This window comes from Streptomyces flavidovirens DSM 40150, assembly GCF_000429085.1.
GTDB lineage: Bacteria > Actinomycetota > Actinomycetes > Streptomycetales > Streptomycetaceae > Streptomyces > Streptomyces flavidovirens.
In genome coordinates this window covers 38,873-62,346 of the sequence record NZ_AUBE01000030.1, presented here as the reverse complement: position 1 = coordinate 62,346, position 23,474 = coordinate 38,873, and the positions used below count along the sequence as shown (strand labels likewise).

Genomic DNA, 23,474 nt, shown 5'->3' with positions numbered 1-23,474 from the left:
CGGGCTACCGGGCGACAGCGGCTCCGCGAAACCACTGACGGCCACGGGTCCGCACAGCCGATTCGGCCGCACAACAGTCTTGGAGAACGACGAGTATGGCTCAGCACACGCATATGGCTCAGCACACGCACACCCCCAAGTCGCAGGCCTCTGCGCCGCACGCTGCCGACAGCCACGACCTGATCCGCGTGCACGGCGCGCGCGAGAACAACCTCAAGGACGTCAGCATCGAGATCCCGAAGCGCCGGCTGACGGTCTTCACCGGCGTCTCCGGCTCGGGCAAGAGCTCGCTGGTCTTCGGCACGATCGCCGCGGAGTCCCAGCGGCTGATCAACGAGACCTACAGCACGTTCGTGCAGGGCTTCATGCCCACCCAGGCGCGACCCGACGTCGACGTCCTCGACGGGCTGACGACAGCGATCATCGTCGACCAGCAGCGGATGGGCTCCGACCCCCGCTCCACGGTCGGCACCGCCACCGACGCCAACGCCATGCTCCGCATCCTCTTCAGCCGCCTCGGCACCCCGCACATCGGGCCGCCGAGCGCGTACTCGTTCAACACCGCCTCGCTCACGGGGAGCGCCTCGATCACCGTCGAGGGCAGCGACAAGAAGGCAGTCAAGGCCGACTTCAGCCGCGCCGGCGGAATGTGCCCCCGGTGCGAGGGCCGTGGCTCCGTCTCCGACATCGATCTCACCCAGCTCTACGACGACTCCAAGTCGATCGCCGAGGGCGCGTTCACCATTCCCGGCTGGAAGTCCGACAACTGGTGGATCCTGCGCACGTACGCCGAGTCCGGCTTCCTCGACCCCAACAAGCCGATCGCCAAGTACACCGAGACGGAGATGCAGGACTTCCTCTACCGGGAGGCGACAAAGGTCAAGGCCGGCGACGCCACCCTCACCTACGAAGGGCTGATCCCCAAGATCCAGAAGTCGATCCTGTCCAAGGACCGGGCGTCGATGCAGCCGCACATCCGGGACTTCGTGGACCGGGCGGTCACCTTCACCACCTGCCCCGATTGCGACGGAACCCGGCTCAGCGAAGGAGCCCGCACCTCGAAGATCAAGCAGATCAGCATCGCCGACGCCTGCGCCATGGAGATCCGCGACCTCGCACGGTGGGTGCGCGACCTGGACGAGCCCTCGGTGAAGCCGCTGCTCACCGTGCTGCAGCAGACCCTGGACTCGTTCGTGGAGATCGGACTCGGCTACCTCTCGCTGGAGAGGCCCTCGGGCACGCTGTCCGGCGGCGAGGCCCAGCGGGTCAAGATGATCCGCCACCTCGGCTCCGCACTCACCGACATCACGTACGTCTTCGACGAGCCCACCACCGGCTTGCACCCCCACGACATCCAGCGCATGAACAGCCTGCTGCTGCGCCTGCGCGACAAGGGCAACACCGTGCTGGTCGTCGAGCACAAGCCGGAGGCCATCGCCATCGCCGACCACGTCGTCGACCTCGGCCCCGGGGCCGGCACGGCGGGTGGCACCATCTGCTTCGAGGGAACCCTCGAAGGACTGCGCGCCTCCGGTACGGTCACCGGCCGCCACTTCGACGACCGGGCGGCCCTCAAGGACAGCGTGCGCAAGCCCACCGGCGCGCTGGAGATCCGCGGCGCCACCTCGCACAACCTCCGCAACGTCGACGTAGACATCCCGCTCGGAGTGCTCACCGTCATCACCGGCGTCGCCGGCTCCGGAAAGAGCTCCCTCGTCCACGCCTCCATCCCGGCCGGCGAGGACGTCACCTCAATCGACCAGAGCCCCATCCGCGGCTCCCGGCGCAGCAACCCGGCCACGTACACAGGGCTCCTCGACCCGATCCGCAAGGCCTTCGCCAAGGTCAACGGCGTGAAGCCTGTTCAGCGCCAACTCCAAGGGCGCCTGCCCCACTTGCAACGGCGCCGGCGTCATCTTCACCGACCTCGCCGTGATGGCCGGCGTCTCCAGCCCCTGCGAGGACTGCGAAGGCAAGCGATTCCAGGCGTCGGTACTCGACTACCACCTCGGCGGCCGCGACATCAGCGAGGTCCTCGCGATGCCGGTCACCGAGGCCGCGGAGTTCTTCAACTCCGGCGAGTCCCGCATCCCGGCCGCACACAAAATCCTGGAACGCCTCACGGACGTCGGCCTCGGCTACCTCAGCCTCGGCCAGCCGCTCACCACCCTCTCCGGCGGCGAGCGACAGCGGCTGAAACTGGCAACCCACATGGGAGAGAAGGGCGGCGTCTACGTCCTCGACGAGCCGACCACCGGCCTGCACCTCGCCGACGTCGAACAGCTCCTCAGCCTGCTCGACCGGCTCGTCGACTCCGGCAAGTCGGTCATCGTCATCGAGCACCACCAAGCGGTCATGGCCCACGCCGACTGGATCATCGACCTAGGCCCCGGCGCCGGCCACGACGGCGGCCAGGTCGTCTTCGAAGGCACCCCCGCCGACCTCGTCGCCGCCCGCTCCACCCTCACGGGCGCACACCTGGCGGACTACATCGGAGCCTGAGGGAAGGGGGTCGCATGCGCCCCTGCGCGGCGCACAAGACGACTCTGCCCGCCGCCGCGATCGCCTTCCCGCACACGCATCCCCGTATCATCAACGTCACCCTCGGCACGCGGGCTGCGGAACAGGTCGGACGAAACGTGGAACTGCATGATCAGCAAGTCCCGGACGGCCTCTGGGACGATCTCCGCACTCAGGGGCTGATCAGGTCGGACGTGCTCACGGGGCACGGTGGGGGGAGGGACGAGCGGTGTCTCTGACGGACAAGGCCATCGAGCAGATCCGTGAGCTGATCCGGACCGGTGCCCTGCCGCCGGGCTCCAAGCTCCCACCGGAGCCGGACCTGGCCGCCCAGCTGGGACTGTCCCGCAACCTCGCCCGCGAAGCGGTCAAGGCGCTGGCCGTCGCGCGGGTCCTGGAGGTCCGGCGGGGCGACGGCACGTACGTGACCAGCCTCCAGCCGAGCCTGCTGCTGGAGGGGCTCGGCGGCGCGGTGGAACTCCTGCAGGGCGACTCGGTCGCCCTGCAGGACCTCATGGAGGTACGGCGGCTCCTCGAACCGATCGCCACGGCCCTTGCCGCCGTCCGGATCTCCGACGCCCAACTGGCCGGAGTGAAGCGGCACCTGGACGCCATGCGCGAGTCCCGCGACGACGTCCAACAGCTCAACGCCCACGACGCCGCCTTCCACCACGCCGTCATCTCGGCCACGGGCAACGAGACCCTCCTCACCCTCCTCGAAGGCATCTCCGGCCGCACTCTCCGCGCCCGCATCTGGCGCGGCCTGGTCGACGACAAGGCCGCGGGCCGCACTCTCGCCGAGCACGAGGTGATCTTCAACGCGCTGTCCACCCGTGACGCCGCCCTCAGCCAGGCCGCCGCACTGCTGCACGTGAGCAACACCGAGCAGTGGCTGAGGGAACACCTGCGCTCCGGCGAACCCCTCCCCCTCGGGACGACAGCGGGGAAGTGACGGGCGGGCGCTGCCCACCATGGTGCCCTGAAACTAGTCCCGCATCAGGCAACGTTTGCCCTGCCGACGACGGCGCGTAGGCGCTGGTCATCGGCGTGGCGGTTTCGCCAGATGATGTAGCGGCGGATCATGCTGCCCTGTTCCTTGTGGTCGGCGTGGTCGGTGCCGTCGAGGGTGAAGTAGCGCAGGGCGGTGAACTGGGCCTCGATCCGGTTGAGTCAGGAGCTGTTGGTCGGGGTGTAGGCGATCTCGACGTTGTTGGCCGTCGCCCAGTCGCCGACCCGCTGGCACCGCTTCGTCGTCAGGTGCGGGGAGACGTTGTCACAGACAATTGCGAGACGGATGTCGGGTGGGTAGAGGCTGCGCAGGTAGCGGCAGAACTCCAGGAACTGGGTGCGCTTCTTGATCGGCTTGATGTGGCTGTAGAGCTTGCCCTTGACGAGGTCCAGGGCGGCGAACAAGTGGCGTACTCCGCCATAGCGGTTGTAGGTCGCCCGCCGTCTGCGGCGTGGTTCGGGGTCGGAGTCCTTGTGCTTGCCGCCGCGTTCGGCCCACTGCCGGCCCGGGTGGGGCGTCGGATTCAGCGGGCCGAACTCGTCCATGCAGAGGACGACTTCAGGATCGCCGTCCTCGGGTATGACCTCGCCGTCGGCGATGGCGTAGAGGTGCTCAACGCGGGCCTTCTTGGCCGCGTACTCGGGGTCGCGGGAGGTCTTCCAAGTCTTCAGGCGTTGAAAGGAGACACCTTCCTCGCGGAGCAGGATGCGCAGGATCTCGCGCCGCTCGGGCAAGGTGAAGGTCTTGGGCTGACCGCCTTTGCACTCCGGATACAGGGAGTCGAAGCCGTCGGCGTTGAAGTTGTGGATCACGTCCCGGACCCGGTCATCGCTGGTGAACGTCACCTCGGCGATCTTCGCCGCCGGCATGCCTTGCGCGGACAGCAGCACCATCTGGGCTCGCCGCCAGGTCACCACTGACCTGGTGCCCCTGCGGATGATCCGCAGCAGGCGCTGCCCTTCGTAATCGTCGATCTGTCGAACCTGGACTCTGTCGGCCACGCCGACCAGTTTCCGTGAACGCGCCGAACAGAAACGGAACTTGATCGGCGCGCCACGGACCACGGGCGGCGGGTATTAGCCGAGGTGCCGGGAGAAGAACCTCAGCGTGCTGTCCAGCTCGAATGCCGGGATCTCCCCGTGCTTGCCAGGGTTGGCATGCAGCGTCTTCTCGGTCGAGGCCAAGGCGTCGAACAGCGCCATGCTCTGCACTCGCGGCACCCGCTCGTCGTCCCACTGCACCAAGAACTCCACCGGGACGGTGATCGCCGCGGCAGCCTCGGCCGAGGCCAGTGCCCCGCCCAAGCCCAGTACCGCCGCGCGGATTTGGGGTTCGGCAGCGACGAACGGAACGCCGAGTCCGCACCCCAACGAGACTCCCCAGTAGCCCACCGGACCATCGCCGACGTAGTCGAGCTGCTGGACCGCGTCCAGGGTCGCCTGCCATTCCGGCACGGTCTGGCGGGCCACGAGCGCCTGAAAACCGGCGATCAGCGGAGCCAGCTCGTCACCGGCCTCGATGCGAGCCTGGTTCTCGGTCGCGATCCGGTCGTATTCCTCGACCTTCGGCCGGTCGCCATGGGCGGGCACGTCGACCGCCACGACCGCGTAACCGAGCTCTGTCACGAAGCGGCGTGCACGGGCCAGGATGCCGGGGGCCTTCTTGTGCTGACCGCCGCCGTGTCCCATCAAGATGAGTGGACGAGCGTCGACGGTACCTTCCGGCGTCCACAGCACGCCGGGAATCTCACTGAGGGTAAAGAGCTGTTCGCGGACGCCGTCGGACGCCGTCTCAGATATGAAGCGCATAGCGTTTTCAAGCCTTTCGGGATGCCTCTGCGGGCACTCCCTAGGCCATGCAGGGGAGGGAGGCCCGACCTGTCAGAGTGTTGATGGGTCTCACCTCCTTGGTTCGCAGCAGTGCACGGCGGCAGGAACGTATCAGGAAGGACTTCCCCCGGGTCCGGGTGGGCATGCCAGCAGGGCGAACCTTGCCTGATGCGGGCACTAGGTGGCGCACACCATCACCTCTGGCGGCCGGTGTCCGCCTCCCACCCGGCGGCGGACTCCGGCCCCCACCGCCGCCCACACCGCTGGCTCGACGCGCTCGAGATGGCTCCCGTACGGCGGGACTTCACCCTGGGTGGCTTGGCGGGGGGAGACCTTGGCGGCGGGCATCGCCGCACGACCTGGTCCAGGTCCTGCCCGAGACGGACGAGACCGCCGGAATTGCTGGCCCTGGCCCCGAGGACCGACCACCTGGTGGCACGCGTCGTCGGCTGGGCCGACCTCACCTCGAACCGCCTGTCCGATACGCTGGCCGCCCTGCGGGCAGCGCTCGGCGGTGAACCCCTGGTCGGCGTACGGCACTTGATGCAGAGCGAGCTGGACCGCGACTGGCTGTACCGGCCCGGCGTACACCGGGGCCTGCACGCGGTCGTGACCTGCGGGCCTCACCTACGACCCGGTGCCGACATCCGATGTCGGACACCAAGAACAACCTGTTCGAAGCGACCAACGTGTAGAAGGTCGCCGGCAGCAACCAGTACCTGCTGGTCCAGGAGGCCATCAGCAACACCTCGGGCCGGCGCTACTTCCGCTCCTTCACCTCCACCAGCCTCACCGGCACCTGGACCCCCTGGCCGCCACGGAGAACGAACCCTTCGCCAGCCGTAACAACGTCACCTTCCCCGGCGGCGCCTGGACCGAGGACATCAGCCACGGCGAGATGGTCCGCGCAGGCAACGACCAGACCCTGACCATCAATCCGTGCCGACTGCAGTACGTCTACCAGGGCATGGACCCCAGAGCCGGGGGCGACTACGTCCGCCTGCCCTGGCGGATGGGCCTGCTCACTCAGACCAACTCTTCCTGCTGACCGCCCAAACCATCAGCGCGCACCCCAGAGCTCCAACGACCTGCGCCTGCTGTTCTCCGGGGCCGCAACACCGAGGCGCTGCGCGTGAGCGTCGGGAATCCATCGGCCTGGTCACCGCCCTTAACCCGCGCGTCGGATACGGCCGGACCGACACAGCCGGAGCCGTCCGGCTCCACCAAGCACCCCATCCGCGAGGGCAAGGTCACTGCGTCGGCGTCAGCCCTTGATGTCCAGCTGCTCATCGTGAATTGGATCTCATTGGTTGAGATTTCACCTATCCCGGCGAAGTAAAGAAAGGCTTGCCTTATAAGCTGTCGTCGTCCCTTCGCCCCAGTTGGTGCCGCAAGGGACCTGGCCGTCCCTCCCGTACGACAGGAACCCCATGCACAGGACCTCCCGTGGCCTCTTCGCGGTGCTTGCTCTCACCCCGCTGCTGGCCGGCTGCTTCGTGTCCGGGGCGGGCGGCTCGGGCGCGGGTGCCGAAGGCGCGTCGGACGGGCGGCTGAGGGTTGCTCTCGCGGTCCCACCGGTGCAGGCGCTCTCCCCGTACAGCAACGACGCCACCGTGCTGAGCAAGCTCTCCATCGCCGAGGGCCTGACGGTGCTGGACGAGGACGGAGCCGCCGCGCCCGCGTTGGCCAAGTCCTGGACGCACAAGAACGCCACCACCTGGACCTTCGAACTGCGCGAGGCCACCTTCCACGACGGCACCCGGGTCACCGCCGAGAACGTGATCAACGCGCTCGACCGCGCGGGCGCGGCAAAGCCCAAGCCCCGCGTCCTCAGCGACGTGACCCTGACCGCGAAGGCGGAGGACGCCGGCACCGTCACCATCACGACCGCGACGGCCGACCCGGTGCTGCCGCTTCGGCTCGCCAGCCCGGCGCTGGGAATCCTCTCCCCGAAGGCGTACGGCAAGGACGGCACCGTCAGCCCCGTCGGCACCGGCACCGGTCCCTTCGAGATCACGAAGCTCACCGGAAAGACCAAGGCCACACTCGACCGCTACGACGCCTACTGGGGTGGCATGGCCCGGGCTTCCGGGATCGACGTCACCTGGATAGCCGACGGCACCGCCCGCGCCAACGCCCTGCGCGGCGGCGATGCCGACATCGCCGAGTGGATCCCCACCGCCCAGGCGAAGCTCCTGTCCAAGGACACGCGCCACGAAGTGCCCTCCGTACGGACCGACAGCCTGGTTCTCAACACCGGAATGGGCATCTTCAGGGACGAGGCGCTGCGGGCCGCCGCTCGCGAGGCTGTGGACGGTTCCGCCCTCGTCGACTCGGTCTTCGGCGGATACGCCGACCCCGCGCACGGCCTGTTCGGGCCCGCCGTCTCCTGGGCCGCCGGCAAGCGCGTCGAGGTGACCGCCCGCGCCAAGGCCGCGACGGCCGTACAGGTCAAGTCGAAGACCGGGGGGAAGGCCCTGCGCCTGGCCACCTACACCAACCGCGCCGAACTGCCCGAAGCCGCCACCGTCCTGCAGCAACAGCTTGAGGAGGCCGGGTTCACCGTGAAGCAGGACGTACGCGAGTACACGCAGATGGAGGCCGACCTCCTCGCCGGCAGGTACGACGCCCTCGTCTTCTCCAGAGTGACGCTCCTCGACACCGGCGACGCGGTCGCATACCTGGCGAGCGACTACACGAGCGCCGGCGTGTACAACATCGCCGGTCTCAAGGACTCCAAGGTGGACCGGGCCATCAAGTCCGCCGCCGGGGAAGGCGACACGGCGAAGCGACAGCAGAAGATCATGTCGGCCGAGGCAGAGATCCTGCGCACCGATGCCGTCGTACCGCTGGTCCACGAGAAGGTCGTCCAGGGAATCTCCACCGAGGTCGAAGGCGTGCTCCTCGACCCTCGCGAGCGCTCCCTCGTCGACGTCGACACCCGCCTGAAGTAGCAGCTGATGAGTGTCACGTCGGCCGGTGCCTCTGCCGGCCCGGCCCAGTGGCGCGCGGGCCTCGGCCGCCTCGCCGCCGGGGTAGCGCTGCTGACGGCCGTGGCCCTGCTGCCCTGGCTGTCCGGGAACGACCCCGCGCTTACGGTCCTGCGGGCCCGCTCCGCCGACCAAAATCCGACCCCCGGTCAACTGGCCGCTGTGCGTGAGTAACTGCACCTGGACGAGGGGCCGTTCACGCACCTCGCGCAGTGGCTGGGCGGGCTGCCGCGAGGCGACGCGGGCACCTCCTGGGTGTCGGGCGAAGCGGTCCTGCCCCAGGTGACGGCCGCCTTCGCTGTCTCCTTCACGCTGATGCTCGGCGCGCTCGTGGTCACGATCGTGGTCGCCGCGCTGGTCAGTGCCCGCACCCTGTATCTCGGATCCCGCAGACGCCTGCGCCGGGGAAGGGCGGCCACCGGGGCCGCCGTCCTCGCCGCGTTGCCCAAGTTCCTGCTCGCCTCACTGCTCGCCACCGTATGCGGGGTATGGCTGGGCTGGTTCCCGTCCAGCGGGTGGGAGGGACCGTGGTCGATGGTGCTGCCTGCGCTCGCCCTCGGTGTGCCGTCCGGGGCGATGATCGGCGGTCTGCTCGACCAGTCGCTGCCCGCCGCCTTCCACGAGCTGTGGGCGCGCACCTGGCATGCCTACGGGTTCGCCCCCGGCCACATCGCCCGGCACGCGTTGCGTCGCACGCTGGCCGGAGTGCTCCCGCAACTACTGCCGACCGTCGTTGCCCTGGTCGGCGGCGCCGTCGCGGTGGAGAAGATCTTCAACATTCCAGGGCTCGGCCGACTCGCTCTGGATGCGGCGGTGGCCCAGGATCTGCCACCGCTGCAGACCGCGACACTGGTCCTCGTTCTGCTGGGCATCGCCGCCGGTCTTCTCCTCCGGGCCCTGCGTCGCGCTCTGCTCGGCCCTGCCCTGAGGGACGGGGCCCTGCCCGCCCTGCACGCGCCGGCCCTCCCGCGAGGGCGCTCCACCCGCTGGGTCGCCGGATTCTGTGCGGTCTCCCTGCTCACCCTGGTCATTGCCGGTCTGTTGCGTGACCCCCTGCACGTGGAAACGGCGGGCCGGTTGCTCCCGCCCTCGGCGGCACACCCGTTGGGTACGGATTCACTCGGCCGTGATCTGCTGGCCCGGTTGGGCCACGGGGCGCTGCGCACGGCGGGCGTGGCCCTCGCGGTGACGGCGGTCTGCGCTGTCACCGGGCTGTTGCTCGGCATGGCGGCACAGGTGGGCGCGGGGCTTACCGAAGTGGTGGCGACGCTGCCGGCCGTCCTCGCCGGACTGCTGACGACCGCGGTGACCGGCCCGTCGGCCTGGGGCGCCGCGTGCGCGGTGTGCCTGGTCGGCTGGACCCCCTACGCCGCCCAGGCCGCCGCCCTGCTCGAACAGGAACGGGCCGGCGGCCACATGCTCGCGTCCATCTCACTCGGCGCCGGACCGGCGCATCTGCTCCGCCGCCACCTGCTGCCCGCCGTACTGCCCGCCGTACTGCACAACGCCCTCCTGCGCCTGCCCACCACGGTCCTCGTGCTGGCCTCCCTCGGCTTCCTCGGTCTGGGTGAGCAGCCGCCCACCGCGGAGTGGGGCCGCCTGCTGTCGGAGAATCAGCCGTACATGGAGCTGGCGCCCTGGACCGTGCTCGGCCCGGCCTGCGCACTCGTCCTGCTCTCCGTTCTCGCCGTGTCCGGTAAGGCCTCGGAAGTGGGCAGGCCCCGGCCATTGGGCATCCGATGAGGTCAATGTGGTCTGCCAGAGCCTCTTCGCTTCCGGGCGAATGTAAACAGAGCTGATTGAGGGTGTCTCAAGGGGCGCTGAGGCGGCCGTCCCGCATCTCGAGCACCCGGTGCGCGAAGTGCCGTACGACCGCCGGGTCGTGGCAGATGAAGAGATAGCCGAGCCCCAGGTCGTCCTGGAGGTCGGCGAGCAGGTTCAGCACGCCCGCCCGCACCGACGGATCCAGCGCGGAAACCGGTTCGTCGAGGATCAGCAGCCGCGGTTCCGAGGCCAGCGCGCGAGCGATTCCGGCCCGCTGGCACTGGCCGCCGGACAGCTCGTGCGGCAGCCGGTCCCCGTACGACGGGTCGAGGCCCACCCGTTCGAGCAGCGCGGCCACCCGGAGGGGACCGTCGGCGGAGTTCCAGCGGCCCTGCACCTTCAGCGGCTCCGCCACCGCGTCCCGGATGCGGTGACGAGGGCTGAGGGAGCCGTAGGGATCCTGGAAGACGAGCTGCATACGCGGGCGCAGGGGCCGCAGCTCCCGCTCGGACAGCTCGGTCAAATCCCTTCCCTCGAAGAGAACTTCCCCGCTGTGCGGACGGCGGAGCTGCGGAATGGCCAGCGCGATGGAGGACTTGCCGCAGCCGGAGGGGCCGTTCAGGGCGAGGGTCTCGCCCGCGTCCAGGGTGAACGAGACGCGGTCCACTGCGGTGAAGTCGCCGTAACGCACGACGAGTTCACGCACGTCGAGTAGCGGGCTCGGGCTCATGCGGGCTGTTTCTCCTGGAAATCGAACAGATCAGTCGCCGGATGCGGGACGTCGTCCGTGCGGTGGCACGCGACCAGCCGCCCGTCCACGTCCGCCGGCTCCGGCTCCTCCGTGTGACAGCGGCCGGCCGCCAGCGGGCAGCGCGCGGCGAACGCACAGCCCGCCGGCAGTGCCCCCGGCGCGGGCGGACTGCCGGGCAGCGCGAGCAGCCGGCGACCCCGCGCATACCGCGGGAGCGAGGCCAGCAGGCTCGCGGTGTACGGGGCACGCGGGCGCTCCAGTACGTCCGGCGCCGGGCCGAGTTCGCTCAGCCGCCCGGCGTAGAGCACGAGCGCCCGGTCGGCGTGAGCGCGTACTGCGTCCATGTCGTGCGTGACCAGCACGAGCGCCGCTCCGACCGCCTCACGCTGCTCGGCGAGCACCCGCAGCACCTGCTCCTGGCGTTCCGTGTCCAGCGCGGTGGTCGGCTCGTCGGCGACCACCACATCGGGCTCGTTGACCATCGCCATCGCGATCACCGCACGCTGCCGCATGCCGCCGGAGAACTCGTGCGGATAGGCCCGCGCCCTGCGACCGGCATCCGGGATGCCGACCCGGTCCAGCGCGGCGACAGCCAGCGCGCGTGCCTGCCGGCGCGACACCCGCTGCACCGAACGTACGGCAGCGGCGAGCTGGTCACCGACGGCGTGTACGGGGGAGAGGGCGGACAGCGCGTCCTGCGGGACCAGGGCGATGCGGCGGCCCCGGAGCGCGGCCAGGTCGTCCGAGCCGCGCAGCCGGATCTGCCCGCTCGTCGTCGCACCGCGCGGCACCATCCCCAGCAGCGCGCGTGCCGTCAGCGACTTGCCCGCGCCCGACTCGCCGACCACGGCGAGCACTTCGCGCTCGTACACGTCGAAGGAGAGGCCGCGCACGGCCGCCACCCCGTCGAAGGCGATCCGCAGATCCCGAACCGAGAGCACTACGTCAGACACCTGCGGGGGCTCCCTTCTCGTGGGGGGTCTTCTCCATGGGAGCTTCCTTCCTTGCCGTGCGCGTGGGCTTTGCCCCGCGTCGCGTTCCCCGCCCCCCGCACGGCCCCCGCCGATACCGCGAGCGCCGCCAGCAGGGTCAGCGCGAGGGCCGGGGAGAGGGCGGCCCAGGGGGCGCGTTCGACGTAGGCGCGGGACTCGTCAAGCAGCAGGCCCCATTCGGGGGCGGGCGGCTGGGCGCCCAGGCCGAGGAAGCCCAGGGAAGCCATGGCGAGGGCGATGCCGGGCAGCCGCAGCAGCGCGTGCCGGCCCACGGGCGCGGCCACCGACGGCAGCACATGCCGGGTCAGTATCCACAAGGGCGTTGCGCCGATGCCCCGCTGGGCGGTGAGGTGTGCCGACGCCCGCACCTCCTGCACCAGCGCCGCCGCGTGCGCGGCAAGCGGGGGCCAGGAGATCAGGGCGACCGTCAGCGCCGCACCGCCGACACCGGGACCGGAGACCGCGGCGACCAGGATGCCGACGATGACCGGGGGCAGGGCGTTGGCGATGTCCGCGGCACCGGCCGCGACGCCGGGCAGGAAACCGAGTGCCAGACCCACCAGCAGGCTGAGCAGGCACACCGCGGCCGCCGTGCCGACCGTCGCCGCCGCACCGTACCCGAGCCGCGCGAGCATGTCCCGGCCGAGTCCGTCGGTGCCGAGCGGATGCTCCCAGGAGGGCGCGGCCAGCCGCGCCACCGTGTTCACCGCGTACGGGTCGCGCAGCAGCCCCCAGCCGACGGCCGTGAGCAGCACGGCCGCCAGAGACAGCGGCACCGCCGGATGGACCCGGACCGGACGGGGCGGCGGCAGCGACAGCCCGGCGTCCCGCAGCGCCGGCCCCAGCGGCCGGCGCCGTACGAGCGCGGCGAGCGCGCCGGTGACCAGGCCGAGCAGCAGCAGGGCGAGAACCGCCCCTTGGAGCATCGGCAGATCCTGCGACTTGGCCGCACCCAGCGCCGTACGCCCGATGCCGGGCACCGCGAACACCGTCTCCACCGCCACCGCGCCGCCGGTCAGCCCGACGACGACCATCCCGAACTGCGGCACCAGCGGCGGCAGTACGCGTTTGAGCCCGGCCGCCGCGATGCGCGCCCGGCCCACCCCAGCGCCGCGCCACAGCTCCGCCCACCGTTCGTCGAGAGCGGCGGGCAGCGCGTCCGCGACCAGCCGGCCGAGCAGCCCGCCGGCCGGAATACCGAGGGCGAGGGCCGGCAGCACCATGTTCCGCGGCCCCTCCCAGCCGGACGTCGGCAGCAACCCCAGCCACACGCCGCACACCAGCAGTGCGACGGTGGCCAGCAGGAACTCCGGTACAGCGGCGAGCATCGCGGCGCCCGCACCGGCTGCCCCGCGCCCGCACGCCAGTACGGGCGCCAGGAGCACGGCGGCCAGCAGCACGGTCACGCCGAGCGCCGCGCCCATCAGCGCGAGCGACACCTGGAGCCCGGCGCCCACGGACGGCAGGACCTCGTGGCCCGACACCCAGGAGGTTCCGAGGTCGCCGCGCAACAGGCCCCGCAGCCAACTCCCCAGCAGCGCGAGCGGACCGGCGTCCAGCCCGAGGGCGCCGCGGATGGCGTCCAGGGCCTGCCGTGTGGGCTCCTGCTCGGCGGAACGGGCGCGCAGGACGGTCAGCGCGGGGTCCCGGCCGGACAGCCACGGCAGCAGACCCACCGCGCCGACGACGGCGCAGAGACAGACGGCCCGCGTCACCCCGGCGACGGGCACTCTCATGGGGTGCCGACCCTCACTTGACGTACGTCTCGGCGGTGACCAGCTCCCGCTCGCGCGGGTCGTGCGCCGCGCCGACGACCCCGGCGGCGTCGCCCTGGATCACCCGCTCGTGCAGCATCGGCACGGCCGCGTCCGTGGCCAGTACGGCGGCCTCGGCGGCGACGACCGCCTTGCGCCGCGTCTCGCCGCTCGCGGTCTCGCCCGCCTTCTTCAGCGCCTGGTCCACGGAGGGGTCGGCGAGCTGGGAGATGTTGAAGGAGCCGTCGGAGGCGAAGTCGCTGTAGAGATAGGCGGCCGGGTCGCCGGAGTCCAGGACGGTGGCGCGGGAGAGGATGAACGCGTCGAACTCGCCGGCAAGCGCCGCCGACTCGATGTTGGCGTACTCGCGGATGTCCAGCTTGACCTTGAATCCGGCCTTCTGGAGCTGTTGTTGCAGCGCCGCCGCGACCTCGGGGAGCTCGGCGCGGTCGGTGAAGGTGCCGATGGTGATGGCCTTTCCGTCCGGGTCACCGGCCTTGGCGTGCTCGACCGTCGGCCGCAGGCCTGCGACCCACGGCAGCGCGGGCCCCAGCAGCCCCCCGGCGACGTCGGCGCGTCCCTCGTACACGCCCTTGACGATCGACTCGGCGTCGATCGCCTCCCGCACCGCCGCCCGCAGCGAGGCGTCCTTGAAGGCGCCCTTCTCGGTGTTGAGGTAGAGGGTGTTGGTGCGTGGCATCGGGACTTCGGTGATCAGCTTCTCGTCGAGCAGCGCCGCCTGCGACACGGGGACGGCCTCCACGATGTCGGCCTCGCCGCTGCGCAGGGCTGCGGCGCGGGCGGTTCCGTCGGGGACGAACTTCACGTCGATGCCGGGGGCCTTGGCCTTTTTGCCCCAGTACGCGTCATAGCGGTCGAGGGCGGCGGACGCGGTGCCGTTGACCTTCGTCAGTTCGAAGGGGCCGGTGCCGGCGCCGACCGGGTTCACCGTCTTCCCCTCGTAGGCCTTCGCCGCGAGTATCGACAGCTGCGGGGAGCTGAGCCGCTGCGGGACCAGGGGATCCGGCTCGGCGGTGGTGACGACCACGGTGTCGCTCTCGGCCTTCGCGGTCATCTCCACGCCGTCGAGGATGCGCGGCTTGGGGGCGGCATTCGCGGCCTGGGTGAGAGAGCGTACGACGGCCTCGGGAGTGAGCTCCGTGCCGTCGTGGAAGGTGACGCCGTCGCGGACGGTGAAGGTCCAGTCGCGGCCCGACTGCTTCCACTTGGTGGCGAGCGCGGGCTCGGCGTCGCCGTCCGCGTCCAGCCTCACCAGCGTCTCGGCCATGGACCAGCGCGAGAGTTTGAACGCGTCGTCGGAGAGCGGGGAGAGCCCCGAACGCGGGGGCTGCATCATCGCGATCCGGACCCGCTTGCCCTCCGCCCCGGCGTCCGTGGTCGACCCGGTGCCGGAGAAACAGCCGGTGAGCAGGGCGGAGGCAGCGAAGGCCGCGGGGAGGGGGAGCAGGCGGGCGGGGACGCGCACAGGGCACTCCGGGTGAAGGTGGGGTCAATGGTTGAGCGTGCAACGACGATAGCATGATGATAATCGTTTTCGACAAGGCGCCAGGCGCCCCTCCGGGCCGATGCGAATCTCGGTGGGGCGAAACGATCGTGGCGCCTACGCTGGCGGTACCCCTCGGCGCTTGTCGGGGGGCGGGGCGCTGACCGAAACTCCCCAGATCCTCCCCAGGGCTTCAGGCTGTGAAGTCGGAGGGGTGAAGGGGAAGGGGTGTGTCCCTTTGGTGGCAAGGGTGAATGAATGGATGGCCTGGGACAGTGCTTACAGAAGTGACAGCGACCCGGTATGTCACGCCGTTGCGTGAGGGCGGTTCGCTTCCCGGGATCGTCGAGGCCGACGATCTCGGTACGTACGTCATGAAATTCACCGGCGCCGGGCAGGGCCGCAAGACCCTGGTCGCCGAAGTCATCTGCGGAGAACTGGCCCGCAGACTCGGTCTGCGCGTTCCCCAACTGGTCACCATCCAGCTCGATCCGGTCATCGGTCTGGGCGAGCCCGACCAGGAGGTCCAGGAACTGCTCAAGGCGAGCGGCGGACTGAACCTCGGCATGGACTACCTCCCCGGATCACTCGGCTTCGACCCGCTCGCGTACGAGGTGGACCCGGCCGAGGCGGGCCGGGTGGTGTGGTTCGACGCGCTGATCAACAACGTCGACCGCTCCTGGCGCAACCCCAACATGCTCGTCTGGCACGGCGACCTGTGGCTCATCGACCACGGCGCCACCATGATCTGGCACCACAACTGGCCGACCGCGCCGACCGCGTCAGCGAAGCCGTACAACGCCTCGGACCACGTCCTCGCGCCCTTCGGCCCGGACATCGCGGCCGCGGCGGCCGAGCTCGCGCCGCTGGTCACCGAGGAGCTGCTGACCGAGGTCGCCGCCCAGGTCCCCGCCGAGTGGCTGGTCGACGAGCCGGGCTTCGAGAGCACCGACGCGCTGCGCCGTGCGTACGTCGACGCGCTGCTGCCGCGCGCCGCGACGATCCACGAGCGGATCACGCTGAGCGCGCCGACGAAGGACAAGCCGTCGCAGGCACCCGGCTGGCTGGCGGACCGCCTGACGCCGCGGCCGCGCACGACCGGGCAGGACGCGAAGGGCGGCGGCAAGTGAGCACCGAAGGACGGCGGCAAGTGAGCACTGAGCGGGACGTCTTCGAATACGCGCTGGTGCGCGTCGTGCCGCGCGTGGAGCGCGGCGAAATGTTCAACGCGGGCGTGCTCGTCTACTGCCGCGCCAAGTCCTTCGTCGCCGCCAGGACCCACCTGGACGAGGCGAAGCTGAGGGCGCTGGACCCCGGTGCCGACGTGGCGGGTGTACGGGCCGCCCTGCGCGCCGTCGAGGGCGTGTGCGGCGGGGGGGAGGCGGCGGGCCAGGCGGCGGGCGACGACGCGGGGCGGCGCTTTCGCTGGCTGATCGCGCCGCGCAGCACCGTCGTACAGCCGGGGCCCGTGCACACCGGCCTGACGGCTGATCCGGAGGCCGAGGTCGAGCGTCTGCTCGACCTGCTGGTGCGGTGATCCGCGCTACTGACGCACCGGGTCGTTCCGTGGGCCGTTGACACCGCGTGCCATGGCTTCTAGCGTCACGTCTGCTGAAGCTACTAAGCGGTTGCTCAGCGATCGGGAACTCACTCCCGGTGACTCGGCGGCCGCATCCAAGGGCGAGGAGAACAGCATGTCCACCACCGAGCAGCGTGTCGCGATCGTGACCGGGGCGGCGCGCGGCATTGGCGCCGCCACCGCGGTCCGGCTGGCGGCAGAGGGTCGCGCCGTCGCCGTACTCGACCTCGACGAGGCCGCGTGCAAGGACACCGTCGAGAAGATCACCGCGGCGGGTGGCACCGCCCTCGCCGTCGGCTGCGACGTCTCCGACAGCGCCCAGGTCGAGGCCGCCGTGGCGCGTGTCGTCGCGGAGCTCGGTGCGCCGACGATCCTGGTGAACAACGCGGGGGTCCTGCGCGACAACCTGCTCTTCAAGATGAGCGAGTCCGACTGGGACACCGTGATGAACGTGCACCTCAAGGGCGCGTTCCTGATGGCCAAGGCGTGCCAGAAGCACATGGTGGACGCCAAGTTCGGCCGTATCGTCAGCCTCTCCAGCAGCTCGGCGCTCGGCAACCGCGGCCAGGCGAACTACTCCGCCGTCAAGGCCGGTCTGCAGGGCTTCACCAAGACCCTCGCCAAGGAGCTCGGCAAGTTCGGCATCACCGCCAACGCCGTCGCGCCCGGCTTCATCGTCACCGAGATGACCGCGCAGACCGCCGCCCGCGTCGGCATGGGCTTCGAGGAGTTCCAGGCCGCCGCCGCCACCCAGATCCCGGTGCAGCGCGTCGGCACGCCGGACGACATCGCCAACGTCATCGCCTTCTTCACGGGCGAGGACGCCGGTTTTGTCTCCGGGCAGGTCATGTACGTCGCCGGCGGCCCGCTCAACTGACGAGGGACTGAGAGACATGGCTGCTGAGGCAGAGGTACGGGACAGCGGGAAGGTCGCGCTCATCACCGGCGCGAGCCGCGGAATCGGTTACGGCGTCGCCGAGGCGCTCGTCGCCCGCGGCGACCGGGTGTGCATCACGGGGCGCAACGAGGACGCGCTCAAGGAGGCCGTGGCGGCGCTCGGCGCGGACCGGGTGATCGGCGTCGCCGGCAAGGCCCACGACGAGGCGCACCAGGCGATCGCCGTCGAACGCACCATGGAGGCGTTCGGCCGCGTCGACTTCCTGATCAACAACGCCGGCACGAACCCGGTCTTCGGGCCGATCGCCGAGCTGGACCTGGGCGTCGCCCGCAAGACGTACGAGACCAACGTGATCTCCGCGCTCGGGTTCGCGCAGCAGACCTGGAAGGCGTGGCAGAAGGAGAACGGCGGGGCGATCGTCAATATCGCCTCGGTCGCCGGCATCTCCGCCTCGCCCTTCATCGGCGCGTACGGCATGAGCAAGGCGGCGATGGTCAACCTGACCCTCCAGCTGGCGCACGAGTTCGCGCCGGGTGTACGGGTCAACGCGATCGCGCCCGCCGTGGTGAAGACGAAGTTCGCCCAGGCGCTCTACGAGGGCCGCGAGGCGGAGGCCGCCGCGGCGTACCCGCTGGGACGGCTCGGCGTTCCCGAGGACATCGGGGGAGCGGCCGCCTTCCTCACCTCGGACCAGTCGGACTGGATCACGGGGCAGACATTGGTCGTCGACGGCGGTATCTTCCTGAACGCCGGCGTCGGCTGAGTCGCTTTACCCGCTTTTACTGTGGATTACGCCCAAGCGCCCTGTCGAGACTGCCGGTTGACCCGGCAGGGCGCTGCGGTATGGTCTGCCGACCCATGGCTGATCGAGGAGCGTGCACGTGTTCAACCGGACCAGATGTCTGCAGTCCGCTGCAGCCCTTGCGTCCATATCCCTGCTGACCGGGTGCGGGATGCTGTCCAGTGATCAGTCCGACACCGAGCAGAAGCTCGCTGTCGGTACGACGAGCACGCCCAGCACCCTCGACCCGGCCGGCGCGTGGGACGGTTCCTGGGAGCTGTACAGAAATGTCTTCCAGACGCTGGTGAGCTACCCCACGGGGAGCACCACGCCTGAGCCCGACGCCGCCGAGAAGTGCTCCTTCTCGGACAGCTCGAACCGGGTCTACACCTGCACGCTCCGCGAGCGCCTCACCTTCTCCGACGGGACGGCGCTGGACGCGAAGGCGGCGAAGCACTCGATCGACCGGATTGTCACGATTGGGCAGAAGGGGGGTCCGGCCGGGCTTCTCTCCAGTCTCGACAAGGTGGAGACGAGCGGCGACCGGAAGATCACCTTCCGCCTCAACAAGCCGGACGCCACCTTCCCGTTCGTGCTGGCGACGCCCGCCATGTCGATGGTGAGCCCCGCGGACTACCCGAAGGACAAGCTCCGCACGGACAACAAGCTGACCGGATCGGGTCCGTACACCCTCGCGTCGTACGAGCCGGACAAGACGGCCGAGCTGGTGAAGAACCAGAAGTACGAAGGGTTCGCCGATCTCAAGAACGATGCCGTCACGATCCACTACTACCAGGACTCCGCCGTCATGGTGGAGGCGCTGAAGAACAAGGAGATCGACGCGACGTTCCGCGGTCTGACCGCCGAGCAGGTCATCGACCTCGAAGGCCAGCCGAAGGAGAAGGAACTCCAGGTCGTCGAGGCGACCGGAGCCGAGATCCGCTACCTGGTGTTCAACCCCAAGGACCCCAACGCGCGCAAGCCCGCCGTCCGCCGGGCCATCGCTCAGGTGGTCGACCGGGGAGCCCTCGTCGACAAGGTCTACAAGGGCACCGCCGAGCCGCTGTACTCGATGATTCCGAGCGGTGTCGCCGGCCACGCGACCAGCTTCTTCGACACCTACGGTGAGCCGAGCGTGCCGAAGGCGCGGAACATTCTCGCCGAGGCGGGCATCACCGAGCCGGTCCCGCTGACCTTCTGGTACACCTCCGACCGGTACGGATCGGCCACCGCGCTGGAGTTCGCCGAGCTCAAGCGGCAGCTGGACGCGTCCGGACTGTTCAAGATCACGCTGAAGCACCGCCCCTGGAACGCGTTCTACAAGGGTTACCAGAAGGGCGAGTACCCAGTCTTCGGCCGTGGCTGGTCCCCGGACTTCCCGGACCCGGACAACTTCGTCGCCCCGTTCGTCGGCGAGAACAACGCCGTCGGTACGCCGTACAACACCCCGGAGATCACGGCCAGCCTGCTGCCGAAGACGCGGCAGGAGAGCGACCGCGCCGCGGTCGGGGACCAGTTCGGGCGCGCCCAGGAGATCCTGCTCGAGGACGTCCGTCTGCTGCCGCTGTGGCAGGGCAAGCTGTACGTCGCCGCCTCCGACGAGATCGCGGGCGCCGAACGGGCGCTGGACCCGCAGACGATCATGCAGGTGTGGCAGCTGCACAAGAAGACCAGTTGGTAGGAGTCCGTTGTCAGTGGCCGCAGGTAGGTTCTTTGATGAAGAACTGATCGTTTACCGGAGGTTGTTGACGTGACCGACACCGACATGCTGCCCGAGTCCTGGCGCGGCGTCCTCGGGGACGAGCTGCGGAAGCCCTATTTCCAGCAGCTCACCGAATTCGTCGAGAAGGAGCGGGCGAACGGGCCGGTCTACCCGCCGCGCGAAGAGGTCTTCGCCGCCCTGGAGGCCACACCGTACGACCGGGTGAAGGTCCTGATCCTCGGCCAGGACCCGTACCACGGCGAAGGACAGGGCCACGGGCTGTGTTTCTCGGTGCGGCCGGGCGTCAAGGTGCCCCCGTCCCTGCGGAACATCTACAAGGAGATGAACGCGGAGCTGGGCACCCCGATCCCGGACAACGGATATCTGATGCCGTGGGCCGAGCAGGGCGTGCTGCTGCTCAACGCCGTACTGACGGTGCGGGCCGGCGAGGCGAACTCCCACAAGGGCAAGGGGTGGGAGACGTTCACGGACGCGGTGATCCGCGCCGTGGCCTCGCGGCCCGACCCGGCGGTCTTCGTGCTCTGGGGCAACTACGCGCAGAAGAAGCTTCCGCTGATCGACGAGGAGCGGCACGTGGTGGTGAAGGGCGCGCACCCCTCGCCGCTCTCGGCGAAGAAGTTCTTCGGGTCCAGGCCGTTCACGCAGATCAACGAGGCGGTCGCGGCGCAGGGCCACGAGCCCATCGACTGGACCGTGCCGAACCTGGGCTGATCAGCCCAGGTCGTAGCGGAAGGTGTACGGGACGGCCGGCTCGCCGCGCCGCGCGGTGCAGCCGCCCGTCCCGCTCAGCCCGGCCCTCCTCCGCCTCACCGCGCGCGCGAGTGCTGGGCCTGCCGGGGCTGCGCGCGGAGTGGCCCGTACGGTCACCGGGCTGGCGCAGCGCTACCGGGGCGCGGCCCGAGCCTGAGCCCGATTGTCAGTGGCGGGGTCTAGCGTCAGGACTGTCGGTATTGGCTTGGGTGTGCGGGCGGACAGGAGACCACGGCGATGGGGCAGCAGGAGACGTCCGACGACGTCACGATGACGCGGATCGGGCAGGCGATCATGCTTCTCCACGCAGGCGACCGCGAGGAGGCGCGCAACCGCCTCGGTGAGCTGTGGGCGGAGATCGGCGAGGACGGTGATCCTTTCCACCGCTGCACGCTCGCGCACTACATGGCGGACACGCAGGACGACGCCGGAGACGAACTGGCCTGGGACCTGCGGGCGCTGGCCGCCGCCGACGGGCTGACGGACGAGCGGGTGGCCCGGCACGACTCCTCGGTCGCGGTGCGCGGGTTCTATCCCTCGCTCCACCTCAACCTCGCGGCCGACTACCTGAAGCTGCATCGTCCGGAAGCCGCCCGCACCCACCTGGGGCGGGCGCGGGCGGCGTCGGACGCGCTGGGGGACGACGGGTACGGGGACGGGGTGCGGGCGGCCATCGACCGGCTTGAGCGGAGGCTGGCGGACGGGGGCTGACCGGCGGCTGCGGGCCGGTGGGTGAGCGTCAGCGCCCGCGCCCGCGCGTCAACCTCCGCGTCAAGGCCCGTACGTCTGGCGGCAGATGCGGGCCTGGGTGCTGTCATGCTGCCAGCCGCCGTACCCCTCGCCGAGCGCGCAGACGTCCCCTCCCGCACCCGCGGGGGGAGCCGGCAGGGACGGGAGGACACGCGGCACCGGTACGGCGGCCTCGGGCGGTACGGGGACGGCGGGGGCTCGTGGCCGTACGGGGGCCGGGACCTCGGCCGGGCGGCGCGGCGGTGCGGGCGGTGCGGTTCGGCGTACCGCTGGGGTCTCTCGCGGCTCGGTCCGGGGCGCGGCTCTCTTTGACGGCCGGAGCGCGGCGTCCAGGGCCTCGCGGGCAGGCGCCTGCACGACCTGCGGCTTCACGTCCTGGCCCGGGGAGAGCGGTGCGGCGTCCGCCGACGGTACGGGGTCGGTGTCCGGTCGCGGCTCCACGGCCACGCATCCGGTGACGGTGGCGGAGACGGCCGAAACCGCCACCCCCATGAGGATCTTCACTGTGGTTCTTGTTCGGTGCACCCGCGCAACTCTGGGGGGCGCGCAGTGGTTCTGGGGGGTCGGCGGGGGATGATTGGCCCACACGAGTGATCCGGCGCGAGCCCAGCGCCCCGGCGCGTACAGCCCAGAGGCCGAGCGCCGGGAACGAGTGAGGCCTAGTCGCCCGTTGTGCCGTCGATGCGCTCGCGCAGCAGGTCGGCGTGGCCGTTGTGGCGGGCGTACTCCTCGATCATGTGGACGTAGATCCAGCGGAGGTTGTACGGCTTTCCGCTGCGGTGCTTGCCCTCGCCGATGTAGTCGAGCGAGTGCGGCGCGGCAAGCTCGCGCGCCCGGTCGATCGCGGCCCGCCAGGCGGCGTGCGCCTCCTCCCAGGTGTCCTGGCCGGTGACGTGGATGTCCCCGTCGGGGTTCTCGTCGCTGAAGTAGAGCGGCGGGGCGTGCTCGTCGCTCAGCACCCTGTGGAACCAGCCCCGTTCGACCTCCGTCATGTGCCGTACGAGTCCGAGCAGTGACAGGTCCGACGGTGGCACGGCCGGCTCCCGTAGCTGCTCCTCGTCCAGACCCGCGCACTTGAGCGCCAGCGTCTCACGGTGGAACTCCAGCCAGCTCTCCAGCATTTCCCGCTCACCGGCGGTGGTCGAGGGATCGATGCGCTCAGGAATCGTCATGACGGTCATCGTCACCCACCCCCTCCCGTCACCGCCAACCCTTATGCGCCGACGTCCCGCTGGCCGAGCATGCCGCGCAGCAACTCGCCGAATCCTTTGCGCAGTTCCTCCTCGCTGGGCACCGCGGAGTGGTACGAACCGGCCGCGCAGGAGAACATCAGCCCCTCACACCAGGCCACCAGCGACAGTGCGTGCCGCTCCGGTTCCCGCGAACCCGCCGAGGCCATCAGCGCGTTGAGCGGCTCGCGGAAGCGGTGGCGGCCCGTAGCGTCGTAGAACTCGCGCAACTCGGGCCGGCGCGTCGCCTCCAGGCCCAGTTCGTAGCGGGCCACGAGCAGCTCACGGTGGTGCGTCACATAGCGGTGGAGGACCACTGCGAGGGCGCCGATGACGCCGTCGAGGCCGGCGGACGGCGCGGGCATCTCGTCGAGGGCGAGCACCTGGGCATCGCGCTCGGCCAGCCGCCGCACCGTTGCCTCCAGCAGCGCCTGCCGCGTCCGGGCGTAGTTGGACGTGGAGCCCTGGGGCAGCCCGGCGCGTTCGTCGACGGCCCGGTGGGTGAGCCCGCGCATGCCGCGCTCCACGAGCAGGGCCAGGGCGGCGTCGGTGATCAGCTCGGGGCGGGAGCGGCCCGTGGCGGCGCGTGCGGTCATGGGCCCAATCTACCGCGACGACTACACCTGTAGTACGCTCAAGAAGTCACTACAG

19 protein-coding genes and 4 pseudogenes are annotated in these 23,474 nt (G+C 70.3%); 14 read left to right on the top strand and 9 right to left on the bottom strand.

Annotated elements, in window-relative coordinates:
* Positions 1–113: 113 nt before the first annotated feature.
* The 3 genes and pseudogenes from G412_RS36275 (at position 114) to G412_RS0127885 (ending at position 3,472) form a co-directional block, all read left to right on the top strand.
* Positions 114–2,502, top strand: a pseudogene (locus tag G412_RS36275) (ATP-binding cassette domain-containing protein).
* Between the two features lie 14 nt (positions 2,503–2,516).
* A complete protein-coding gene (locus tag G412_RS0127890) occupies positions 2,517–2,759 on the top strand; it encodes a hypothetical protein (protein WP_028814951.1) in 243 nt (80 codons plus the stop codon).
* Positions 2,750–3,472 (top strand): FadR/GntR family transcriptional regulator, encoded by a 723-nt coding sequence (locus G412_RS0127885; protein ID WP_028814950.1) that lies wholly within the window; start codon positions 2,750–2,752, stop codon positions 3,470–3,472. Before G412_RS0127890 ends, G412_RS0127885 begins: the two co-directional genes overlap by 10 nt.
* 44 nt (positions 3,473–3,516) lie before the next feature.
* Here G412_RS0127885 and G412_RS36270 read toward each other — a convergent pair.
* Both G412_RS36270 and G412_RS0127875 read right to left on the bottom strand, forming a co-directional pair.
* Positions 3,517–4,530, bottom strand: a pseudogene (locus G412_RS36270) (transposase).
* Between the two features lie 75 nt (positions 4,531–4,605).
* Positions 4,606–5,337 carry a dienelactone hydrolase family protein gene (locus G412_RS0127875; RefSeq protein ID WP_028814949.1) on the bottom strand — a complete coding sequence of 244 codons (732 nt, stop codon included), beginning with the start codon at positions 5,335–5,337 and terminating at the stop codon, positions 4,606–4,608.
* A 740-nt stretch (positions 5,338–6,077) separates the two neighbouring features.
* Here G412_RS0127875 and G412_RS41830 point away from each other — a divergent pair.
* The 4 genes and pseudogenes from G412_RS41830 to G412_RS36260 all read left to right on the top strand — a co-directional run.
* Positions 6,078–6,241, top strand: a pseudogene (locus G412_RS41830) (non-reducing end alpha-L-arabinofuranosidase family hydrolase); the annotation flags it as partial.
* A 15-nt stretch (positions 6,242–6,256) separates the two neighbouring features.
* A complete protein-coding gene (locus G412_RS41825) occupies positions 6,257–6,406 on the top strand; it encodes a hypothetical protein (RefSeq protein WP_425274520.1) in 150 nt (49 codons plus the stop codon).
* 382 nt (positions 6,407–6,788) lie between these two features.
* Positions 6,789–8,312 carry an ABC transporter substrate-binding protein gene (locus G412_RS0127865; protein WP_028814948.1) on the top strand — a complete coding sequence of 508 codons (1,524 nt, stop codon included), beginning with the start codon at positions 6,789–6,791 and terminating at the stop codon, positions 8,310–8,312.
* 6 nt (positions 8,313–8,318) lie between these two features.
* Positions 8,319–10,091: pseudogene (locus tag G412_RS36260) on the top strand (ABC transporter permease subunit).
* Between the two features lie 67 nt (positions 10,092–10,158).
* On the opposite strand, the gene G412_RS0127855 reads toward G412_RS36260, so the two are convergent.
* From G412_RS0127855 to G412_RS0127840, 4 genes are read right to left on the bottom strand one after another with little or no spacing between them, the layout of a single operon-like run.
* The gene (locus tag G412_RS0127855; protein WP_028814947.1) at positions 10,159–10,842 is read right to left on the bottom strand and encodes an ATP-binding cassette domain-containing protein; all 684 of its coding nucleotides are present in this window, start codon (positions 10,840–10,842) and stop codon (positions 10,159–10,161) included.
* A complete protein-coding gene (locus tag G412_RS0127850) occupies positions 10,839–11,816 on the bottom strand; it encodes an ABC transporter ATP-binding protein (protein WP_028814946.1) in 978 nt (325 codons plus the stop codon). The genes G412_RS0127855 and G412_RS0127850 overlap by 4 nt, the downstream gene beginning before the upstream one ends.
* A complete protein-coding gene (locus G412_RS36255; protein WP_078607449.1) occupies positions 11,804–13,591 on the bottom strand; it encodes an ABC transporter permease subunit in 1,788 nt (595 codons plus the stop codon). The genes G412_RS0127850 and G412_RS36255 overlap by 13 nt, the downstream gene beginning before the upstream one ends.
* Positions 13,592–13,604: 13 nt before the next feature.
* On the bottom strand, positions 13,605–15,095 hold the full coding sequence (locus G412_RS0127840; RefSeq protein WP_028814945.1) for an ABC transporter substrate-binding protein: 1,491 nt from the start codon (positions 15,093–15,095) through the stop codon (positions 13,605–13,607).
* Positions 15,096–15,388: 293 nt separating this feature from the next.
* Between G412_RS0127840 and G412_RS0127835 the strand changes: the two genes are divergently transcribed.
* From G412_RS0127835 to G412_RS0127805, 7 genes are all read left to right on the top strand, one after another.
* Positions 15,389–16,243, top strand: coding sequence for a HipA family kinase (locus tag G412_RS0127835; protein WP_028814944.1), 855 nt, complete (start codon positions 15,389–15,391; stop codon positions 16,241–16,243).
* A 20-nt stretch (positions 16,244–16,263) separates the two neighbouring features.
* A complete protein-coding gene (locus tag G412_RS0127830; protein WP_028814943.1) occupies positions 16,264–16,650 on the top strand; it encodes a DUF3037 domain-containing protein in 387 nt (128 codons plus the stop codon).
* Positions 16,651–16,807: 157 nt separating this feature from the next.
* The gene (gene fabG / locus G412_RS0127825; RefSeq protein ID WP_028814942.1) at positions 16,808–17,569 is read left to right on the top strand and encodes a 3-oxoacyl-ACP reductase FabG; all 762 of its coding nucleotides are present in this window, start codon (positions 16,808–16,810) and stop codon (positions 17,567–17,569) included.
* A 16-nt stretch (positions 17,570–17,585) separates the two neighbouring features.
* Positions 17,586–18,353: an SDR family oxidoreductase gene (locus G412_RS0127820; RefSeq protein WP_028814941.1), complete on the top strand. Its 768-nt coding sequence runs from the start codon at positions 17,586–17,588 to the stop codon at positions 18,351–18,353.
* A 118-nt stretch (positions 18,354–18,471) separates the two neighbouring features.
* On the top strand, positions 18,472–20,052 hold the full coding sequence (locus G412_RS0127815; RefSeq protein ID WP_028814940.1) for an ABC transporter substrate-binding protein: 1,581 nt from the start codon (positions 18,472–18,474) through the stop codon (positions 20,050–20,052).
* 69 nt (positions 20,053–20,121) lie between these two features.
* Positions 20,122–20,805, top strand: coding sequence for a uracil-DNA glycosylase (ung, locus tag G412_RS0127810; protein ID WP_028814939.1), 684 nt, complete (start codon positions 20,122–20,124; stop codon positions 20,803–20,805).
* 276 nt (positions 20,806–21,081) lie between these two features.
* Positions 21,082–21,555, top strand: coding sequence for a hypothetical protein (locus G412_RS0127805; protein ID WP_028814938.1), 474 nt, complete (start codon positions 21,082–21,084; stop codon positions 21,553–21,555).
* 60 nt (positions 21,556–21,615) lie between these two features.
* Here the strand turns inward: G412_RS0127805 and G412_RS0127800 are convergent, their stop codons facing one another.
* From G412_RS0127800 to G412_RS0127790, 3 genes are all read right to left on the bottom strand, one after another.
* A complete protein-coding gene (locus tag G412_RS0127800) occupies positions 21,616–22,119 on the bottom strand; it encodes a flagellar biosynthesis protein FlhF (RefSeq protein WP_078607447.1) in 504 nt (167 codons plus the stop codon).
* 134 nt (positions 22,120–22,253) lie between these two features.
* Positions 22,254–22,766, bottom strand: a complete 513-nt coding sequence (locus G412_RS0127795) for a DinB family protein (protein ID WP_028814936.1) — start codon at positions 22,764–22,766, stop codon at positions 22,254–22,256.
* A 41-nt stretch (positions 22,767–22,807) separates the two neighbouring features.
* Complete coding sequence (locus G412_RS0127790; protein WP_028814935.1) at positions 22,808–23,419, bottom strand: TetR/AcrR family transcriptional regulator; 612 nt, start codon at positions 23,417–23,419, stop codon at positions 22,808–22,810.
* Between the last annotated feature and the right edge of the window lie 55 nt (positions 23,420–23,474).

Coding starts and splice junctions, on each gene's coding strand:
- G412_RS0127890 (WP_028814951.1), top strand. CDS start 2,517: ATGCGCCCCTGCGCGGCGCACAAGACGACTCTGCCCGCCGCCGCGATC.
- G412_RS0127875 (WP_028814949.1), bottom strand. CDS start 5,337: ATGCGCTTCATATCTGAGACGGCGTCCGACGGCGTCCGCGAACAGCTC.
- G412_RS41825 (WP_425274520.1), top strand. CDS start 6,257: ATGGTCCGCGCAGGCAACGACCAGACCCTGACCATCAATCCGTGCCGA.
- G412_RS0127865 (WP_028814948.1), top strand. CDS start 6,789: ATGCACAGGACCTCCCGTGGCCTCTTCGCGGTGCTTGCTCTCACCCCG.
- G412_RS0127855 (WP_028814947.1), bottom strand. CDS start 10,842: ATGAGCCCGAGCCCGCTACTCGACGTGCGTGAACTCGTCGTGCGTTAC.
- G412_RS36255 (WP_078607449.1), bottom strand. CDS start 13,591: ATGAGAGTGCCCGTCGCCGGGGTGACGCGGGCCGTCTGTCTCTGCGCC.
- fabG (WP_028814942.1), top strand. CDS start 16,808: ATGTCCACCACCGAGCAGCGTGTCGCGATCGTGACCGGGGCGGCGCGC.
- G412_RS0127820 (WP_028814941.1), top strand. CDS start 17,586: ATGGCTGCTGAGGCAGAGGTACGGGACAGCGGGAAGGTCGCGCTCATC.
- G412_RS0127805 (WP_028814938.1), top strand. CDS start 21,082: ATGGGGCAGCAGGAGACGTCCGACGACGTCACGATGACGCGGATCGGG.
- G412_RS0127795 (WP_028814936.1), bottom strand. CDS start 22,766: ATGACGATTCCTGAGCGCATCGATCCCTCGACCACCGCCGGTGAGCGG.
- G412_RS0127790 (WP_028814935.1), bottom strand. CDS start 23,419: ATGACCGCACGCGCCGCCACGGGCCGCTCCCGCCCCGAGCTGATCACC.